At 73.1% G+C, this 16,842-nt stretch carries 19 protein-coding genes and 1 pseudogene; 1 reads left to right on the top strand and 19 read right to left on the bottom strand.

The window, feature by feature from the left end:
* The 10 genes and pseudogenes from CR938_RS11690 to pstS (CR938_RS11645) form a co-directional block, all read right to left on the bottom strand.
* Positions 1-135 (bottom strand): diguanylate cyclase (locus tag CR938_RS11690; protein ID WP_281350270.1); only part of this gene is annotated, 135 nt, incomplete at its 3' end.
* A 69-nt stretch (positions 136-204) separates the two neighbouring features.
* Positions 205-948 carry an HvfC family RiPP maturation protein gene (locus tag CR938_RS11685; protein ID WP_162125185.1) on the bottom strand — a complete coding sequence of 248 codons (744 nt, stop codon included), beginning with the start codon at positions 946-948 and terminating at the stop codon, positions 205-207.
* On the bottom strand, positions 941-1,798 hold the full coding sequence (locus tag CR938_RS11680) for an HvfB family MNIO-type RiPP peptide maturase (protein WP_162125184.1): 858 nt from the start codon (positions 1,796-1,798) through the stop codon (positions 941-943). The genes CR938_RS11685 and CR938_RS11680 overlap by 8 nt, the downstream gene beginning before the upstream one ends.
* A gap of 19 nt (positions 1,799-1,817) precedes the next feature.
* Complete coding sequence (locus CR938_RS11675; protein ID WP_162125183.1) at positions 1,818-2,270, bottom strand: HvfA family oxazolone/thioamide-modified RiPP metallophore; 453 nt, start codon at positions 2,268-2,270, stop codon at positions 1,818-1,820.
* Between the two features lie 237 nt (positions 2,271-2,507).
* Positions 2,508-3,209, bottom strand: a complete 702-nt coding sequence (phoU, locus tag CR938_RS11670) for a phosphate signaling complex protein PhoU (protein ID WP_162125182.1) — start codon at positions 3,207-3,209, stop codon at positions 2,508-2,510.
* Positions 3,210-3,336: 127 nt separating this feature from the next.
* Positions 3,337-4,152 (bottom strand): phosphate ABC transporter ATP-binding protein PstB, encoded by an 816-nt coding sequence (pstB, locus tag CR938_RS11665; RefSeq protein WP_162125181.1) that lies wholly within the window; start codon positions 4,150-4,152, stop codon positions 3,337-3,339.
* 37 nt (positions 4,153-4,189) lie between these two features.
* Entirely contained in the window at positions 4,190-5,041 is an 852-nt protein-coding gene (pstA, locus tag CR938_RS11660; RefSeq protein WP_162125180.1) for a phosphate ABC transporter permease PstA, read from the bottom strand.
* Complete coding sequence (pstC, locus tag CR938_RS11655) at positions 5,041-6,009, bottom strand: phosphate ABC transporter permease subunit PstC (protein ID WP_162125179.1); 969 nt, start codon at positions 6,007-6,009, stop codon at positions 5,041-5,043. The genes pstA and pstC overlap by 1 nt, the downstream gene beginning before the upstream one ends.
* Positions 6,010-6,031: 22 nt before the next feature.
* Positions 6,032-7,108: a phosphate ABC transporter substrate-binding protein PstS gene (gene pstS, locus CR938_RS11650; RefSeq protein WP_162125178.1), complete on the bottom strand. Its 1,077-nt coding sequence runs from the start codon at positions 7,106-7,108 to the stop codon at positions 6,032-6,034.
* Positions 7,109-7,316: 208 nt separating this feature from the next.
* Positions 7,317-7,976, bottom strand: a pseudogene (gene pstS / locus CR938_RS11645) (phosphate ABC transporter substrate-binding protein PstS); the annotation flags it as partial.
* Positions 7,977-8,240: 264 nt separating this feature from the next.
* Here pstS (CR938_RS11645) and CR938_RS11640 point away from each other — a divergent pair.
* Positions 8,241-9,536 carry an OprO/OprP family phosphate-selective porin gene (locus CR938_RS11640; protein WP_162125176.1) on the top strand — a complete coding sequence of 432 codons (1,296 nt, stop codon included), beginning with the start codon at positions 8,241-8,243 and terminating at the stop codon, positions 9,534-9,536.
* Between the two features lie 60 nt (positions 9,537-9,596).
* On the opposite strand, the gene gspM is transcribed toward CR938_RS11640, so the two are convergent.
* From gspM to gspE, 9 genes are read right to left on the bottom strand one after another with little or no spacing between them, the layout of a single operon-like run.
* Positions 9,597-10,097 (bottom strand): type II secretion system protein GspM, encoded by a 501-nt coding sequence (gene gspM / locus CR938_RS11635; protein ID WP_162125175.1) that lies wholly within the window; start codon positions 10,095-10,097, stop codon positions 9,597-9,599.
* A complete protein-coding gene (gene gspL, locus CR938_RS11630; protein ID WP_162125174.1) occupies positions 10,094-11,212 on the bottom strand; it encodes a type II secretion system protein GspL in 1,119 nt (372 codons plus the stop codon). The genes gspM and gspL overlap by 4 nt, the downstream gene beginning before the upstream one ends.
* Positions 11,212-12,189: a type II secretion system minor pseudopilin GspK gene (gene gspK / locus CR938_RS11625; RefSeq protein WP_162125173.1), complete on the bottom strand. Its 978-nt coding sequence runs from the start codon at positions 12,187-12,189 to the stop codon at positions 11,212-11,214. The genes gspL and gspK overlap by 1 nt, the downstream gene beginning before the upstream one ends.
* Positions 12,186-12,791, bottom strand: coding sequence for a type II secretion system minor pseudopilin GspJ (gene gspJ / locus CR938_RS11620; RefSeq protein ID WP_125076577.1), 606 nt, complete (start codon positions 12,789-12,791; stop codon positions 12,186-12,188). Before gspJ ends, gspK begins: the two co-directional genes overlap by 4 nt.
* The gene (gspI, locus tag CR938_RS11615) at positions 12,776-13,147 is read right to left on the bottom strand and encodes a type II secretion system minor pseudopilin GspI (RefSeq protein WP_162125172.1); all 372 of its coding nucleotides are present in this window, start codon (positions 13,145-13,147) and stop codon (positions 12,776-12,778) included. The genes gspJ and gspI overlap by 16 nt, the downstream gene beginning before the upstream one ends.
* Positions 13,131-13,628, bottom strand: a complete 498-nt coding sequence (locus CR938_RS11610) for a GspH/FimT family pseudopilin (RefSeq protein WP_125076579.1) — start codon at positions 13,626-13,628, stop codon at positions 13,131-13,133. The genes gspI and CR938_RS11610 overlap by 17 nt, the downstream gene beginning before the upstream one ends.
* On the bottom strand, positions 13,625-14,071 hold the full coding sequence (gene gspG, locus CR938_RS11605; protein ID WP_162125171.1) for a type II secretion system major pseudopilin GspG: 447 nt from the start codon (positions 14,069-14,071) through the stop codon (positions 13,625-13,627). The genes CR938_RS11610 and gspG overlap by 4 nt, the downstream gene beginning before the upstream one ends.
* A gap of 32 nt (positions 14,072-14,103) precedes the next feature.
* Complete coding sequence (gene gspF / locus CR938_RS11600; RefSeq protein WP_162125170.1) at positions 14,104-15,303, bottom strand: type II secretion system inner membrane protein GspF; 1,200 nt, start codon at positions 15,301-15,303, stop codon at positions 14,104-14,106.
* Positions 15,290-16,750, bottom strand: coding sequence for a type II secretion system ATPase GspE (gspE, locus tag CR938_RS11595; protein ID WP_246191073.1), 1,461 nt, complete (start codon positions 16,748-16,750; stop codon positions 15,290-15,292). The genes gspF and gspE overlap by 14 nt, the downstream gene beginning before the upstream one ends.
* Positions 16,751-16,842 lie beyond the last annotated feature (92 nt).

Genomic DNA, 16,842 nt, shown 5'->3' with positions numbered 1-16,842 from the left:
CTCGTGGCCGTAGCGGTCGTTGATCGCCTTGAAGTGGTCCAGGTCCAGCATCAGCACGGCGAACTGCCGGCCGGTGTTGGCCTGCAGCGCCACCTCGCGGCGCAGCACGGTCGGCAGGAAGCGGCGGGTGAGCAGGCGGGGGCGGGCGGCGCGGGCCGCCCCCCCGGCGGGGCGCCCGCCGCCAGGCCGCGCCGCGGCGGACGTTCAGGCTGCGCGCGTGCCCAGCAGCGTGCCTTCGGCGCGCATGCGTTCCAGCATCGCCGCGCCCTGGGCGAGGAAGCCGGCATCGCCTTCCGCGCCGGCCTCGGCGGCCAGCGTCCGAAGCACCGTGCGGCCACTGCGGCCGCCTTCGCCAAGCAGCTCCAGCAGCCTGTACACCAGCGGTGAGATCGCGGCGAAGCGCACCTCGCCTGCCCGGTCGCGGCGCACCAGCAGCAGGGTCGGCGCCTCCGGCGGCGCCTGCGGCAGGAACCGCGGGCCGATCCGGTGCACCGGCCAGCGGTAGGCCAGGGCCCGCGCCCAGGGCGAGGGCACCGGCTCGCCGTCCAGCAGGTCGCCGTGCGGATCGTGCGCCGGCGCCGGGGTGCCGTCGATGCGCACCGCCAGCTCGATCCACTCGTAGTGCGCCAGCTCGGCCAGCCAGGGCGGACCGTCCGTGCCGGCGCGGCCTTCCAGGTAGCGCACGAACTCGCGGCCCACCTCGGGGAACAGCGGGGTGTGGCTGCGGTGCTCGGCGTAGAAGCGCCGCACCAGCGCCTTCCACGCGTCCTCGCCCAGGGCCCGGCGGAGCACCGGGAAGTTGCCGGCCAGCAGCCCGGCGATGCCGTTGAAGAACAGCTCGCGGTATACCGCCAGGCGCCGCGGCTCGATCCCGGGCGGCGGCGGATGCGCCTGCGGGTCGCGCAGGTGCGCGGCGAAGGCCAGCTGCTGGCGCCGCAGCTCAGACACGCGCCGCCTCCCGCGCGGGCACGGCCGCGCGCTGGATGGCGCGGATGCGCCCGACCTCCTCCAGCAGCACCGGCAGCGGCGGCAGGTTGAAGTCGCGCTCCAGCAGGGTGGGGCGCACGCCGTGCAGGCGGTAGGCCTCGGCCAGCAGTGCCCACACGTCGTCCTTCACCGGTGCGCCGTGGGTGTCGATCTTCAGGTCCTCGGCCTCGTCGTAATGGCCGGCGACGTGGTACGAGACCACCCGCGCCGAGGGCATGGCCGCCAGGTACTGCCGCGCGTCGTAGCCGTGGTTGATGGCGTTGACGTAGACGTTGTTGACATCCAGCAGCAGGTCGCAGTCGGCCTCCTCCAGCACCGCGCGCACGAAGCTGGCCTCGTCCATCGCCTGCCAGGGTGCGGCGTAGTAGGAGATGTTCTCGATGGCGATGCGCCGGCCGAGCGCGTCCTGCACGCGGCGGATGCGCGCGGCCACGTGGCGCACCGCCTCCTCGGTGAACGGCAGCGGCAGCAGGTCGTACAGGTGGCCGTCGTCGGTGCAGTAGCTCAGGTGCTCGCTGTACAGCGGTACCTGGTAGCGCTCCAGGAAGCGGCGCACGCGGGCCAGGAAGGTCTCGTCCAGCGGCGCGGTGCCGCCCAGCGAGAGCGACAGGCCGTGGCAGGCGATGGGGTGGCGGGCGGCGAGCGCGTCGAACGCGGCGCCGAATTTCCCGCCCACGCCGATCCAGTTCTCCGGCGCGCATTCGAGGAAGTCGAACGGGGGCAGCGCCTCGGCCGGCAACGCCTGCAGCGCGTCCAGGAGGACGCGCCGCAGGCCCAGGCCGGCGCTGGCATCGGGCAGGCGGGAGGTCATCGTCCGGCCTCGGGACGGCTCACATCGAGCCGCACTTGCCCTCGCCGCACTTGCCTTCGGCGGCCTTCTTCTTGTCGGCGCCGCACTTGCCTTCGCCGCACTTGCCCTCCTTGTGCGCCTTCATCTCCTCGGCGGAGATGTAGCCGTCGCCGTTGGTGTCGTGCATGGCGAACTTGTCGTCCTTGCCGCCGTGCGCGGCGGCGAACTCGGCGCGGGAGATGCGGCCGTCCTTGTCGGTGTCCATCTTGTCCATGCCGCACTTGCCCTCGCCGCACTTGCCTTCGCCGGCCTTCCTGTCGGCGCCGCACTTGCCTTCGCCGCACTTGCCCTCCTGGGCCTTGTCGCCGGCGCTGGCGCCGACCATGTAGCCCTGGCCGAGCGATTCCATGCCGAAGGCGGAACCGGACAGGGCCAGGCCGCCGACGAGTGCGGTGCCGAGCGCGAGGACGACGGGTTTCTTGTTGCTGGACATGAGCATTGCCTCCGTGAATGCGGGCCTGACCCGCGTAGGGGTGAACTGCGGTCGGGAATGCTAGCGCGGCTGGCCGCGCGGGGCAGTGCCATCGGTTCTTGCCGCGGCCTGCCCGGCTCCCGGCGGGAGATACGGTGCCGGAGCGGGCGCGGATGCAGCGTGATGGCGAGGGAGGCGGGAAGCGGGGCGCCCGGCCGCGGGGCGGCCCGGCGCGGCCGGAGCGCGGCGGGGCCGGGATCAGCCGACGGTGTTGGTCGCGTCGCGCTTCTCGCGCGGCGGCAGCAGGTCCTCGCCGTGGACCAGGAACCAGACGTTCTCGGCGATGTTGGTGGCGTGGTCGCCGATCCGTTCCAGGTTCTTGGCCATGAACAGCAGGTGCGTGCACGGGGTGATTGCGCGCGCGTCCTCCATCATGTAGGTCAGCAGCTCGCGGAACAGGCCGGTGTAGAGGGTGTCCAGCTCGGCGTCGCGGGCGCGGATGCGCTGCGCGGCCTCGGCGTCGCGGTTGCCGTAGGCGGCGACCACGTCGCGCACCTGCTGCAGCGCGAGCCGGCCGAGCGCGTCCAGGCCGCGGGTCTGCGGCAGCGACGGGGCCAGGTTGAGCGCCATCGAGCGCTTGGCGATGTTGGCCGCGTAGTCGCCGATCCGCTCGACGTCGGCGGCGATCCGCAGCGCCACCAGGATCTCGCGCAGGTCGCGCGCCAGCGGCCCGCGCAGCGCCAGCTTCATGACGTCGTGGCTGACCTCGTGCTCGAGCGCGTCGATCGCCTCGTCGTTGGCGACGATGCGCTCGGCGGCGCGGTCGTCGCGGCGGGCGACGACGTCGAGCGCGGCCTCGAGCTGGGCCGCGGCCATCTCGCCCATGCGCACCAGCTCGGCCAGCAGCCGGCGCTGTTCCTCGTCGTAGCTCTTGACGATGTGGTCGTGGGGGGTGTTCATGCACGGCTCCTGGGGCTGTAGGTTGCCGTCCCTGGCGCAATGTTCGCGGTTTCGGCTGACTCCGGCCCGGCCATCCATGGCCGGGCGTCCGGCAGGCCGCGCGGCAGTGCCGCGCAAGCCGCCTGCCTCACCCGAATCGGCCGGTGATGTAGTCCTCGGTCTGCTGCCTGACCGGCCGGGAGAAGATGGTCTCGGTGGCGCCGAACTCGACCAGGTCGCCCAGGTACATGAACGCGGTGTAGTCGGACACGCGCGCGGCCTGCTGCATGTTGTGGGTCACGATGACGATGGTGTAGCTGCGCTTGAGCTCGTCGATCAGCTGCTCGATGCGGCCGGTGGAGATCGGGTCCAGCGCCGAGGTGGGCTCGTCCAGCAGCAGCACCTCCGGCCGCAGCGCCACCGCGCGGGCGATGCACAGCCGTTGCTGCTGGCCGCCGGACAGGCCCAGCGCGCTGCGGTCGAGCTTGTCCTTGACCTCGTCCCACAGCGCGGCCCGGCGCAGCGCCTCCTCCACGCGCGCGTCCATGTCCGCGCGCGAGAGGCGCTCGTGGTGGCGGATGCCGTAGGCCACGTTCTCGTAGATGGTCATCGGGAACGGCACCGGCTTCTGGAACACCATGCCGACCTTGCTGCGCAGGCGGTTCATCGGGTACTTCGGATCGAGGATGTTCTCCCCGTCCAGCAGCACCTGCCCGCGCGCCTCCAGCTTCGGATAGAGCGCGTAGATGCGGTTGAACACGCGCAGCAGGGTCGACTTGCCGCAGCCCGACGGACCGATCAGCGCGGTGACGCGCTTTTCCGGGATGTCGAGGTTGATCGACTTCAGTGCGTGGAACTTGTCGTAGAAGAAATCCAGGCCGCGCGCGGACAGCTTGATCGGCGCCTGGGCGTTCGCCGAGGCGTCGCGCTCGACGGTGGCGATGGAGAAGCGGGCGTCGTTCATGGCGGCCGGTTTCCGGACGGAGGAGGGCAGGGACAGGTCAGTCATGGCTCACCCGGTTGCGCAGCACGATGGCGCGCGCGATCAGGCTGACGACCAGCACGAACAGCGTGAGTATGAACGCGCCGGCCCAGGCGAGCGTGTGCCAGGACGCGTACGGGCTCATCGCGTACTGGAAGATGACCACCGGCACGTTCGCCATCGGCTGCAGCAGGTCGGTAGTCCAGTACTGGTTGTTGAGCGCGGTGAACAGCAGCGGCGCGGTCTCGCCGGAGATGCGCGCCAGCGCCAGCAGGATGCCGGTGACGATGCCGGGCAGCGAGGCGCGGTACAGCACCTGCAGGATCACCTTCCACTGCGGCACGCCGAGCGACAGCGCGGCCTCGCGCATCTGCACCGGCACCAGCCGCAGCATCTCGTCGGTGGTGCGCACCACCACCGGCAGCACGATCAGCGACAGCGCGATCGCGCCGGCCAGCGCCGAGAAGTGGCCCATCTGCGCCACCACCAGCGTGTACACGAACAGGCCGAGCACGATGGACGGGGCCGAGAGCAGGATGTCGTTGACGAAGCGCACCGCCTCGCCGAGCCAGCTGCGCTGCGAGTATTCGGCGAGGAAGGTGCCGGCCAGCACGCCCACCGGGGCGCCGATGGCGATGCCCAGCAGGCTCATCACCACGCTGCCGAAGAACGCGTTCGCCATGCCGCCCTCCGAGCCGGGCGGCGGCGTCATCCGGGTGAACAGGTCGAGGTTGAGCGAGCCCAGACCCTTGCTGACCGTGGTCCACAGGATCCAACCCAGCCAGAACAGGCCGAACAGCGTCGCCGCGGTGGCGAGCACGCGCGCGACCACGTCCTTGGCGCGGCGGTAGGTGTACAGCGACCCGGCCATCAGTAGCCCTCCCGTTTGGCCAGCTGCCGCAGCATCAGCCGCGCGATCGCCAGCACCACGAAGGTGACGATGAACAGCACGAAGCCGAGCGCGATCAGCGAGGACAGGTACATCGGCGAGTAGGCCTCGGCGAACTCGTTGGCGATGGTCGCCGCGATCGAGTTGCCGGGCTCCAGCAGCGACGGCGTGAGCCGATGCGCGTTGCCGAGCACGAACGTGACCGCCATGGTTTCGCCGAGCGCGCGCCCGAGTCCGAGGAAGATGCCGCCGATCACCGCCGAGCGCGTGTACGGCAGCACCACGTCCCACACCACCTCGGTGGTGGTGGAGCCGAGCGCGTAGGCGGATTCCTTCAGGCGGGTGGGCACGGTGAGGAACACCTCGCGCATCACCGAGGAGATGAACGGGATGATCATGATCGCCAGCACCAGCCCCGCGGTGCCCATGCCCAGGCCCAGCGGCGGACCCGAGAACAGCGCGCCGACCAGCGGCAGCTCGCCCAGGTTGTCGTTCACCCACGGGTAGACGTGGGTGGAGAGGAACGGCACCAGCACGAACAGGCCCCACATGCCGTAGATGATCGAAGGAATGCCGGCCAGCAGCTCGATGGCGGCGCCGATCGGCCCGCGCAGCCAGCGCGGCGCGATCTCGGTGAGGAACATCGCGATGCCGAAACTGACCGGCACCGCGATCAGCAGCGCCAGCAGCGAGGTGATCACCGTGCCGTAGATCGGCACCAGCGCGCCGAAATCCTCCTGCACCGGGTCCCAGGCATCGCGCCAGAGGAAACCGATGCCGAACTTCTCGAACGCCGCGCGCCCGCCCCAGAGCATGGACAGGGCGGCGGCGGCGAGCGAGACCAGCACGAACAGGCCGGCGGCCGTGACCAGCCGGCGGAAGCGGCGGTCGGCGCGCGCATCGCGCAGTTCGCGCGAGTCCTCGGCGGCGGGCAGGGCGGTGGCGTTCATGCGCAGAGGGTCGTGGAAGCGGTCAGGCCTTGATCTCCGCCGCCCAGTACGCCTCGATCTGCTGCACCAGCTCCGGCGGCAGCGGCACGTAATGCAGCGCCTCGGCCTGCGCGGCGCCGTTTTCCAGCGCCCACTTGAAGAACGCCAGCGCCGCCTGCGCGCGCTCCGGGCTCTTCGGCTGCTTGTACATCAGGATGAAATTGGTCGCGGCGATCGGCCAGGCGTCGGCGCCCGGGGCGTTGGTGATCACCAGGCTGAAGTCCTGCGCGTTGGCCCAGTCGGCGGAAGCGGCGGCCGCCTGGAACGACTCGATGCTCGGCTGCACGAAGTTGCCGGCGGCGTTCTGCAGCGCCGCGTATGGCATCGCGTTTTCGGTGGCGTACGCCAGTTCGACGTAGCCGATCGCCCCCTTGATCTGCTTGACGTAGGCGGCCACGCCCTCGTTGCCCTTGCCGCCGATGCCGGTCGGCCAGTTGACCGCGGTGCCTTCGCCGACTTTCTCCTTCCACTCCGGGCTGACCTTGGAGAGGTAGTTGACGAAGTTGAAGGTGGTGCCGGAGCCGTCGGAGCGGTGGACCACGTTGATCTTGCTCGCCGGCAGCGACAGGCCCGGATTCAGCGCGGCGATGCGGGGGTCGTTCCACTGCGTGATCTTGCCGAGGTAGATGTCCGCCAGCACCGGGCCGGTCAGGCGCAGCTGGCCCGGCGCCACGCCCGGCAGGTTGACCACCGGCACCACGCCGCCGATCGCGGACGGGAACTGGGCCAGGCCGGCGGCGGCCAGCTCCTCCGGCGGCAGCGGCTTGTCGGAGGAGCCGAAGTCCACCGTGCCGGCCTTGATCTGGGCGATGCCGCCGCCGGAGCCGATGGACTGGTAGTTGATCTTGTGGCCGGTGGCCTTGTGGTACTCGTCCGACCACTTCGACAGCAGCGGATAGATGAAGGTGGCGCCGGCGCCGGTGATCTCGGCGGCCACCTCGTCACCGGCGGCGGGCGCGTCGGCCTGCGCGGCCGGGGCCCGGTCCTGGCCGCCGCAGGCGGCGAGGGCGAGCGACAGGGGCAGGGCGAGGGCGAGCAGGCGGAGCGAACGTCGGGTCATGGGCGGATCCGGAAAAGGTGCCGGTGCTTCGGCGGCGCGCCCATGGTGGGGCGGTTTTGTGACATGACGATGACATCGCGCATGGTGGGGCGGTTTTGTGACATGACGATGACATCGCGGGGGCGGGCGGCGGGCACCGCCGGCCCGCAAGCGACGACGCGGGCCCTGCGGCCCGCGTCGCGGCGATCCCGGGGAGAGAGGACCGGAATCAGAACTTCAGGTTCGCGGTCCAGTAGGCCTCGATCTGGCGCACCAGCGGGTCGGGCAGCGGCACGTAGTCGAGCGCCTTGGCCTGGGCGTCGCCGTTGGCGTAGGCCCAGCGGAAGAACTCGATCACGGCCTTGGCGCGGGCCGGGGCCTTGGGCTTGCGGTGGACCAGGATGAAGTTCGCGGCGGTGATCGGCCACGCGTTCGCGCCCGGTGCGTTGGTCATCACCAAGTGGAAGTCCTTGACCTTGCCCCAGTCGGCGCTGGCGGCGGCGGCCTGGAAGGTTTCGTCGGAGGGCAGCACGTACACGTAATTGCCGGCCGCATTCTTCAGCCGGGTGTAGGCCATCCTGTTCTGCAGCGCGTAGGACAGCTCGACATAGCCGATCGCGCCCTTGATCTGCTTGACGTAGGCGGCCACGCCCTCGTTGCCCTTGGCGCCGATGCCGGTCGGCCAGCTCAGCGAGGTGCCTTCGCCCACCGTGTCCTTCCACTCCCGGCTCACCTTCGACAGGTAGTTGGCGAAGTTGAAGGTGGTGCCCGAACCGTCGGAGCGGCGCACCACGGTGATCCGCTGCGCCGGCAGCTTCAGCCCGCCGTTGCTGGCGGCGATGCGCGGGTCGTCCCAGCGGGTGATCTTGCCGAGGTAGATGTCGGCGAGGGGGCTCCTGTTGGGGCAGCAGAGGGGGCGCGGCGGGACCCGCGTCGGCCCGGCCATTGCACAGGCGATGCATGACAGCCAGATGTCGTAACCATGACGGGCGGATGACCGGCGGCGGCATCCTGCGCCGCGCCTTCCCGTCATGTGACAGACGGCGTCATACGCCGGTCATGTTTCCGTCACATGCTGCGCGCGGAACCTGGTGGCGCGACCTTCCCCGCGCGCACCGGCCGGGGCGCCCCCCTCATCATCCGGAGAGCATCCATGCGTCATTCCCCCCTGGCACTGGCCCTGGCGCTGGCCGCCGGCACGGCCGCCTTCGACGCCGCCGCCGCCGACAGCGCCGAGCTGGCCGAACTGAAGGCGCAGCTGGCCGCGCTGCAGGCACGCGTGGCCGAACTGGAGGCGCGCACCGACGCGCAGTCGGACATCAACGTCGGCACCCAGCAGAGCATCGAGAACATCGCCGCCACCACGCCCAAGGTGGAGACCAAGGGCGGCCTGAAGGTCACCTCGCCCGACAAGCAGTTCGAGGCCTCGCTCGGCGGCCGCATCCACTTCGACGCCTACGCCTTCGACCGCGACCAGGCCTCGGCCACCGGCACCAGCGAGTTCCGCCGCGCGCGCCTGACCCTGGCCGGCAAGGCGCTGGGCTGGGACTACAAGCTGGAGCAGGACTTCGCCGCCGGCACCAACCTCGAAGGCCTGCGCGACGCCTACATCGCCACCGGCCTGTGGGGCGGCAAGGTCACCATCGGCCACTTCAAGCCGTACCGCTCGATGGAGGAACTGACCAGTTCCAACGACCTGCTGATGATGGAGCGGCCCTTCGCCTCGGCCACCGGCCTGTTCAACGGCCGCCAGTTCCAGCAGGGCGTGGGCTACCAGCGCGCAGGCGAGAACTACACCGCCGGCTTCACCGTGTTCAACCTGCGCGGTGCCTCGGGCAGCCGCAACGAGGGCATGGGCGCGGCCGGCCGCGTCACCTGGGCGCCGATCAATACCGACAACGACACCCTGCACTTCGGCGGCTGGGCCAGCCGCGAGGACGCCAACCAGGGCTCGGCCGACCTCGTCGCCTCGGCCAGCTACGCCGGCCGCCGCGGCCCGTCGCAGGCCATCGCCACCACCACCGGCGCCAGCCGCAACACCGTCACCGCCTACGGCCTGGAAGCGGCCGGCGCGTTCGGTCCGCTGTTCTTCCAGGGCGAGTACGTCAACGCCGTGTTCGGCCAGCCCATCGGCGGCGACCAGGACGTGACCACCTGGTACCTGCAGGGCAGCTGGCTGATCAACGGCGGGCACAAGGCGTACAAGTCCGCCACCGGCGTGTTCGGCGCGCCCAAGGTCACCGACAGGGGCCTGTGGGAGCTGACCGCCCGCTACGACACCATCGAGAACCGGGACACCGACGACCGCCAGGCCACCAGCGTCATCCTCGGCGTCAACTACTACGTCAACCCCAACCTGCGCTTCATGTTCAACTACACCCGGGGCGACAACGAAGCCACCGGGGACGAGACCGGGCAGTACGCGGTCCGCACCCAGTTCAGCTGGTAAGCCGCCTGGCTTCCGGAAGAGCCCCGCCTGCGCGGGGCTCTTCCTTTTCATGCGGATGTCTCAATGCGCGGCCGTCACGAACTGCGCCTGCACGCGCAGCCGGCCTTCGCTCTTGGCCGCGCTGAGCGTGGCCGGCGCCAGCCCGTGGTCCTGGCGCAACGCATCCAGGAACGCGAACAGTTGCCCCGGGCTGGCCGCATCGGCCTCGATGCCGCAGCCGCCGCCGTCGCGCTCGCGCGACACCGCCAGCCCGGCCTTCGCCGCCGCGGCCAGCACCGCCGCCCGCCGCGCCGCCGCGTCGCCCGGCCGCGCCGGCATGCGCTCTTCCAGCGCCGCGATCCCCGCCGCCCCCGATCGCCCCCGCGCCAGCCCCGCCGCGGCCCGGTCGTGCCGGAGCCGCGCCGCCTCCGCCGCCCCGCGCAGCGGCAGGTGCAGCCCGTACCAGTAGGCGAAGGCCGCCAGCATCGCGGCCATCGCCCCCAGCATCCACCGTTCGCGCGGCGTGCGGGCGTCCCCCCACGGGTGCAGGCGCGCGAAAGCCCCTCGGCCCGTTGCGCTCATCGCAATGCCTCCACGCCCACCAGGCTGCGCATCCCGCCGTCCACCGGCCGGCTCTCCAGCGGCACCGGCGCCAGCCCCGCCGGGGCCAGGCGCTCGCGCAGCGTTTCCAGGTCCTGTTCGCCCGCGTGCAGCAGCCCGGCGCGCACGCCGGTGGCGGTGGCGAACTCGTAGCTGTCCAGCTGCGCGCCGGGCACGGCCGGCAGCGCCCCGAACAGCGCCGCCGAGTGCTGCGCCAGCACCGCGGGCGCGGCCAGCTCGGCGTGCAGTGCGTGCAGCGCGGCCGACGGGTCGGCGCTGGCGGCCAGCGCCGGGACCTGCTGCACCGCCAGCGCGGCGGCGCGCGCCTGCATCCAGTGCGCGCCCAGCGCATAGCGCAGCGCCAGGGCGCCATCGACCAGCACCGGCGAGCACAGCGCCAGCGCGGCCAGCACCGCCAGCCGCCGGCGCCGGCGCCGCGCGCGGGGGTCGTGGCGTGCGTGGCCGTACTGCAGCAGGTCCAGCGGCGGTTCGCCGGCCGCGGCGGCGGCGAAGCGCGCCTCCGCCTCGCCGGGTTCCAGCATCCGCAACGGGCGCGCCCCCGCGATCGCGCGTGCGAGCGCGGGCTCGGCGGTGAACGCCAGCCGAGGCCCGCGCACGGCCAGCATGTCCCCGGCCGGCGCGGCGAGCAGCGTGCCGTCGTCGGCCTCGGGCAGCAGCAGGCAGTCCGGCACCACCGCGTGCGGCGAGATGCCCAGTTGTGCGCAACGCTGCAGCCAGCCGCGCAGGGTGGCGTCCTCCACCGCGCCCAGCAGGCGCGGGCCGGCGGCCGCCGGCGCGATGGCCACGTGCAGTCCCTCGACCGCACCGGCGACGTGGTCCTCCAGTTGCAACCGCGCGGCGGCCAGCGCCTGCGCCGGATGGCGCGCGGGCAGCTCCAGCCACAGCAGCCGCACCGACTCGCCGGGCACGGCCACGACCTCGCGCACGGACTCGCCCGGAGGCGGCGGCGGTGCCTGCCCCGGAAGCAGCGGCTGCCGCGCGAGGATGCGTCCGGACGGGTCGATGCGCAGGCAGGTGGAAGGCTGCGCCGGGTCGCGCGCGAGCAGGGTCAAGCGGGTGGCGGAAGGCGGTTTCATCATTCGTCTCGGGTCCAGCGGCGGGCGGCCAAGCGTGCTTCGCGGCTGCCGTCCTGTTCCAGCAGCGCGCTGAGGACGACCTGCGCGCCGGCGTACTCGACCTCGACGTCGAGCACGAACCAGTGGCTGCGCAGCGACACCTGGTCGTAGACCTCGTTGGGCACCGGCGCCTGCAGCAGCGCCGGGTCGGCCCAAAAGGCGGCCGCGTCGCGCCAGCCGCGGGCCGGGCGCGACTCCAGCACCCGGCGCGCCTGCGCCGGGGTCAGCGCACCCAAGGTGAGCATGCTCAGCACCGGCGCGCGCGCCGGGGCCAGCGCGTTGACGTTGACCGGCGACAGGGCCGGCCGCGGCAGCGCGCACACGTACGGACGCAGGCGCGCGTACACGGGCGGCGTGTAGCCCTGCACGGCGCGCAGCTCGCTGGCTTCGGCCAGCAGCGTGCCGCCGGTGCGGTAGGGGGGCTGCAGCGCGGCGTAGCTGCCGTCCTCGGCGCCCAGCGGCGCGCGGCGGTGGTCGCTGTCGATCCAGTCGGCCAGCGCGTCGGCGAGCGCCTGCGCCTGCGCCGCACTGAAATCCAGCGCCTGCAGCAGCGCCACGTACTGGCGCACGCCCAGCTCGCGCCGGCGCCACTGGCCGGCGGCGCCTTCCACCACGCTGTTGAGGTTGAAGCAGTCGCTGCCGTCGCGCAGCCGCGCGCGGACCAGGCCGTGCTCGACGGGAAACGCCAGCGGCCGGCCATTCCAGGCGGCCACGGCCACGTCCTCGCGCGCCAGCGCCGCGACCTTGCGCCGCGCCAGCGCCTCGGCGCCCAAGGCGAGGCGCTGCGCCTGCGCCATTGCGTCGGCGTTGGCGGTGCGGCGCAGGCCGAAGCGGATGTCGTCCAGCATCGCCACCACCAGCACGCCCATGAGCGCGGCCATCAGCAGCACCGACAGCAGCGCGGTGCCGGACTGGCGGGCGGGGCGGGGCGCGCTCACGGCGGGGCCTCCGGCAGCACGAACACCTGGCGCACCGGGCCGAAGTCGCGCAGGCGCAGGTCCAGACGCACCGCGCGCGGCAGCGCCTGCGCCCCGCCGATCCAGCCGTCGCTCCACTGCCCGTGCGAGTAGAAGCCGGCACGCACGTCCTCCACGCCGGTCAGCAGCACCTGCGGCGCGGCCGCGGCGGTGCCATCCAGGGCCGGGCGCGCGCTGCGCTCCAGCCGGCCGTCGACCACGCGGTACTCCACGTACTGCAGCGAGGCGCGCGGTTCGGCGTCCGGGTTCTCGCGGCCGCGGCGCACGAAGCCCAGCAACGGCCGCGACAGGTCGCCCGGCGGCGCGGCGTCGAAGGCGTTGCGCGCGATACCGCCGTCCGGCAACCGCGTGCGCCGCACCGCGGCCTGCGACAGGTCGGCCTTGAGCAGCGCATGCGCCCGCTGCAGCTCGCCCAGCCGCTCCATGCGCGCGCGCAGCGCGGCCTGCTGGTCCCCGGCCCAGGCCAGGATGGCCACCGCCGCGGCCGCGAGCAGGGCGAACACCGCCAGCGCGACCAGCACTTCGACCAGGGTGAAGCCGCGCGCCTTCACCGGAACACCCACGCATAGGCGGCTTGGCCGCCGTCCTCGCCGACGACCACGATGTCCACCCGCAGCAGCCCGTCCGCGCCGGTGACGGTGGCCGTGCGCCGCCAGCGCCAGTCGCGCCCGCCCAGGTGCGCCACGCCGTCGGCCGGGGCGGCCAGCGTGGCGGCGTCGGCCAGCATGGCCTCGGCGGCCAGGTTGTCGGCGACGATGCCCGCCAGTATCCGCTGCTCCACATGCGCCGCGGTGCGCGCGCTCTCGCCGGCCAGGTTCAGCAGCCCGGCCACGACCAGCGCCAGCACCGCCAGCGCCACCAGCAGTTCGATCAGGGAGAAGCCCGGCGCGCGGGCGGGCCCTTCAGTGCGGGCGGCCATGCACGTCCACCTTGCCGGCAGGATCGACGGACACCTCCACCCGGGCCTGGCCGAGGGCCAGCGCCACCGCCTGCGGCTCGGCCGCGCCGGTGGGATCGAAGCGGAAGCCCAGCCGGTCCTGGCGCGCGGGCAGCAGCGCGCGCACGCCGTCCTGCCAGGCGCGGGCGGCGAACGGACCGTCCTCCAGCGGCACCCAGGCGCCGAAGTCGTGGCGCGCGAAGCGGTAGCCGGCCGCGTCCACCTGCACCTGCACCGTGCGCCCGCCGAGGATGGCTTCGTCGCGCGCGTGGCCCAGGCGCTGCGCGAAGCCGTCGGCCTGGCGGTGCAGGGTGGCGTCGTCGTCCGGCAGGGAGAGCAGCACCGCGGTGGCGGCCAGGCCGGCGATGGCCACGGCGACCAGCAGCTCCAGCAGGGTGAAGCCGCGCGCGCGCCTGCGCCGCGGCGCGGGGAGGTGGCGGCGTGGGCGCGCGCGCGCGGTCACTGCCAGTTGCCGATGTCCGCGTTCTCGCCTTCGCCGCCCTCGGCGCCGTCGGCACCGAAGGAATAGACGTCGAACGCGCCGCGCCGGCCCGGGATCCGGTACTGGTAGGGGTTGCCCCACGGATCGTCCGGCAGCCGGCGGATGTAGCCGCCCTTGCGGTAGCGCTCGGGCCGCGCCAGCCCGGCCGGCGCCTGCAGCAGCGCCTGCAGTCCCTGGTCGTTGCGCGGGTAGGTCAGGTTGTCCAGGCGGTAGGCCTCCAGCGCCTGCTCCAGCAGCGCCACGTCGGCGCGGGCCTTCTCGGCCATGGCGCGGTCCTGGCTGGGGAGCACGTTGATCATCACCACCGTGGCCAGCAGGCCGATGATGACGATGACCACCATCAGCTCGATCAGGGTGAAGCCGGCGGCGTCCGGATGCGGGCGGAAGCGGCGGGGCGGGCGCATGGGCGGTTCCTCGGGGCGGGGTCGGGGCGCGCTCAGCCGAGCGCGAGCGAGTTGAACTGGAGGATGGGCAGCAGGATGGAGAGCACGATCAGCGCGACCACGCCGCCAAGGGCGACGATGATGGCCGGCTCGAGCAGGCTCAGCGCGGCGGCCGAGACGGTGTCGATCTCGCGCTCCAAGTAGTCGGCGGCGCGTCCGAGCATCGGCGCCAGGCGGCCGCTGCCCTCGCCGCTGCCGGCCATGTACAGCAGGGTGGGCGGGAACACGCCGGCGCGGCGCATGGCGGACGACAGGCTGCTGCCCTCGTCGATTGCGGTGACCATGGTGGCGGTGGCCGCGCGCAGCACGCGGTTGCCCACGGTGCGCGCGGTGATGGACAGCCCCTCGAGCAGCGGCAACCCGCTCTCGAGCATGATGGCCAGCGTGCGCGCCATGCGCGCGGCATGCAGGTCGCGCAGCACCCGGCCCAGCAGCGGCAGGCGCAGCAGCAGGCCGTCGAAGCGCATGCGGAAGTCCTCGCGCCGCAGCAACCGGAGGAAGGCCACGCCCGCCACCGCCAGCAGCGCCAGCCCCAGCCAGCCCCACTGGGCGATCGCGTCGGACACGGCGATCACGGCGCGGGTGAGCCACGGCAGCGCGCGGCCCATCGACTCGAACTGCTCCACCACCTTGGGCACCACGAAGCCCATCAGCGCCGCCACCACCAGCACCGCGGTGAACGCCAGCGCCGCCGGGTAGACCAGCGCGCCGGCCAGGCGCGCGCGGAGCTGCTGTTGCCGCTCCAGCAGCTCGGCCAGCCGTTCCAGGATCTGCGGCAGCGCGCCCGAGCTCTCGCCGGCGGCGACCATGGCCCGGTACAGCGGCGGGAAGGCGTTGCCCTGCTGCGCCATGGCGTCGGCCAGGCGGTAGCCCTCCAGCACCTGCGCGTGCGTGGCCATCACCACCCGGCGTACGCCGCGGCGGTCGCTCTGGCTGCCGATGGTGCGCAGCGCCTCTTCCAGCGGCGCGCTGGCGGCCAGCGTGGCCAGCTGGCGGGTCAGCAGCGCCAGGTCGCGCGCGGGGAAGCGGCCACCGGCGGCGCGCGCGGCGGCCTGACGCGCCGGCTCCAGGCGCACCGGCACCAGCTGCCGCTGTTCCAGCAGCGCGCGCGCCTCGCGCGCGCTGGCCGCGGCCACCGTGCCGGTGCGGGTGCGGCCGCGGCCGTCGAGCGCGGAATACTCAAACACCGACATCGCCCGGGTTCTCCTGGCGGGTCACGCGCACGGCCTCCTCCGGCGTGGTGACGCCGGCGGCCACGCAGCGCCGCGCCGCGTCGGCCAGCCGCCCGCCGCCGGAGGCGAACGCGGCCTCGGCGATGGCGTCCTCGCCGGCGTCCTCGGCGACCAGGCGGCGGATGCGCTCGTCCACGACGATGAATTCGTGGATGCCGATGCGGCCGGCGTAGCCGGTGTGGTTGCAGCGCGGGCAGCCGACGGCCTCGTACACGGTGCCGCCGGCGCGCCCGCCGCCCAGCGCCGCGTCCAGGCGGTCGTCGCCGCGCGGCCGCCGGCAGTGCGGGCACAGCCGGCGCAGCAGGCGCTGGGCCATCACCAGGCGCAGGCTCGAGGCCAGCAGGAAGGGCTCGATGCCGATGTCGCGCAGGCGGGTGATGGCCCCGGCGGCATCGTTGGTGTGCACGGTGGACAGCACCAGGTGGCCGGTCAGGCTGGCCTGCACCGCGACCTGCGCGGTCTCGCCGTCGCGGATCTCGCCGACCATCACCACGTCGGGGTCCTGGCGCAGGATGGCGCGCAGGCCGGCGGCGAAGGTCATGCCCACGCGCGCGTTGACCTGGGTCTGGCCGACGCCCTCGATGGCGTACTCGACCGGGTCCTCGACGGTGAGGATGTTGCGCTCGCCGTCGTTGAGCGCGGCCAGCGCGGCGTAGAGCGTGGTCGTCTTGCCCGAGCCGGTGGGGCCGGTGACCATGACGATGCCGTTCGGCGTGCGCAGCGCGTCGCGCAGCGCGGCCAGCGCCGGCGGCTCCATGCCCAGCTGCTCCAACGAAAGCGCGCCCTGATCCTTGTCCAGGATGCGCAGCACCACGCGCTCGCCGCCGCGGGTGGGCAGGGTCGAGACGCGCACGTCCAGCGCCTTGGCGCCCATGGCAAGCGACACGCGGCCGTCCTGCGGCACGCGCTTCTCGGCGATGTCCAGCCGGGCCATGACCTTGACCCGCGAGACCAGCAGCGGCGCCACCCGCGCCGGCAGGCTCACCGCCTCGCGCATCACCCCGTCCACGCGGAAGCGCACGCGCAGCGCCGATTCGAACGGCTCGATGTGCACGTCCGATGCGCCGATGCGCGCGGCCTCGGCGATCACGCCGTTGATCAGGCGGATGATGGGCGCGTCGCCCTGGCTCTCCAGCAGATCGGCGGTGCTGGGGATGTCCTCCACCAGCGAGTCCAGGTTGCCGTGCAGGTCCAGCACCTCCACTCCGGGAGCGTTGCCGAGCGCGGCGTCGGCGTAGATCTCCGAGAGTCGGCGGTCGAACTCAGCGCGCTCCAGCACATCCACCTGCAGGGGCACGCCGAGCACGCGCCGCACCTCGGCCAGCGCCTGCGGGTCGCTGCCCTCGCGCAGCGCGACGTGGCCGCCGGCGCCGAGCAGCAGCACGAGCACGAGCGCGGCCTCGGCCAGCGCCGGCCAGTGCCGCAGGAGCGAGTTCGGGAGCGGTCGTGTCACGTCGATAGGTGCGCGGGGCCGGAAAGCCCCGGTTCGATGACAGGATG

It is taken from the genome of Pseudoxanthomonas taiwanensis (assembly GCF_010093135.1).
GTDB classification, from domain to species: Bacteria; Pseudomonadota; Gammaproteobacteria; order Xanthomonadales; family Xanthomonadaceae; genus Pseudoxanthomonas; species Pseudoxanthomonas taiwanensis.
This window is presented reverse-complemented; position numbering and strand designations above follow the sequence as displayed.

What these genes read in the sequence shown, in the direction of transcription:
- CR938_RS11675 (WP_162125183.1), bottom strand. Translation starts at nt 2,270, where the DNA reads ATGTCCAGCAACAAGAAACCCGTCGTCCTCGCGCTCGGCACCGCACTC.
- gspF (WP_162125170.1), bottom strand. Translation starts at nt 15,303, where the DNA reads ATGTCGGTGTTTGAGTATTCCGCGCTCGACGGCCGCGGCCGCACCCGC.
- gspG (WP_162125171.1), bottom strand. Translation starts at nt 14,071, where the DNA reads ATGCGCCCGCCCCGCCGCTTCCGCCCGCATCCGGACGCCGCCGGCTTC.
- CR938_RS11680 (WP_162125184.1), bottom strand. Translation starts at nt 1,798, where the DNA reads ATGACCTCCCGCCTGCCCGATGCCAGCGCCGGCCTGGGCCTGCGGCGC.
- pstA (WP_162125180.1), bottom strand. Translation starts at nt 5,041, where the DNA reads ATGGCCGGGTCGCTGTACACCTACCGCCGCGCCAAGGACGTGGTCGCG.
- phoU (WP_162125182.1), bottom strand. Translation starts at nt 3,209, where the DNA reads ATGAACACCCCCCACGACCACATCGTCAAGAGCTACGACGAGGAACAG.
- pstB (WP_162125181.1), bottom strand. Translation starts at nt 4,152, where the DNA reads ATGAACGACGCCCGCTTCTCCATCGCCACCGTCGAGCGCGACGCCTCG.
- pstS (WP_162125178.1), bottom strand. Translation starts at nt 7,108, where the DNA reads ATGACCCGACGTTCGCTCCGCCTGCTCGCCCTCGCCCTGCCCCTGTCG.
- gspM (WP_162125175.1), bottom strand. Translation starts at nt 10,097, where the DNA reads ATGAGCGCAACGGGCCGAGGGGCTTTCGCGCGCCTGCACCCGTGGGGG.
- CR938_RS11640 (WP_162125176.1), top strand. Translation starts at nt 8,241, where the DNA reads ATGCGTCATTCCCCCCTGGCACTGGCCCTGGCGCTGGCCGCCGGCACG.
- gspI (WP_162125172.1), bottom strand. Translation starts at nt 13,147, where the DNA reads ATGGCCGCCCGCACTGAAGGGCCCGCCCGCGCGCCGGGCTTCTCCCTG.
- gspL (WP_162125174.1), bottom strand. Translation starts at nt 11,212, where the DNA reads ATGAAACCGCCTTCCGCCACCCGCTTGACCCTGCTCGCGCGCGACCCG.
- pstC (WP_162125179.1), bottom strand. Translation starts at nt 6,009, where the DNA reads ATGAACGCCACCGCCCTGCCCGCCGCCGAGGACTCGCGCGAACTGCGC.